Annotated in this window: 2 protein-coding genes; both read right to left on the reverse strand. The window is 64.1% G+C overall.

Annotated features, from left to right (window positions below):
- Positions 1 to 161: FAD-dependent oxidoreductase (locus ACV22Z_RS35830; RefSeq protein WP_448080956.1), on the reverse strand; the 161-nt coding region annotated here is incomplete at its 3' end.
- A gap of 3 nt (positions 162 to 164) precedes the next feature.
- The coding region (gene sdhD, locus ACV22Z_RS35835) for a succinate dehydrogenase, hydrophobic membrane anchor protein (RefSeq protein WP_448080955.1) at positions 165 to 362 on the reverse strand (198 nt) is incomplete at its 5' end.

The following is a 362-nucleotide window of genomic DNA, read 5'->3' on the forward strand; positions in this document are numbered from 1 at the left end:
GCGGCGACCGTGTGCGAACGCGTCGGGAACACCTTCGACAGCACGCACACCGACAGGCCGGCGCGCGACAGTTGCAGTGCCGCGCGCAAACCGGAGCCGCCCGCGCCGACGATCACCACGTCGAACTTGCGACGCGGCAGGGAATTTTTGATTGCAGCCATGCTTTACACTCTCCAGAGAATCTGCGCGGCGTAGCCCGCACATGCGAGCAGCCAGACGATGGTCAGCGATTGCAGCAGCAGGCGCACACCGACGGGCTTCACGTAGTCCATCCAGATGTCGCGCACGCCGACCCATGCGTGGTAGAAGAGCGAGAGCAGCGTCACGAAGGTGGCGAGCTTCATCCATTGCGCGGCGAAGAT

The sequence above is a fragment of the Burkholderia sp. PU8-34 genome (genome assembly GCF_053427725.1).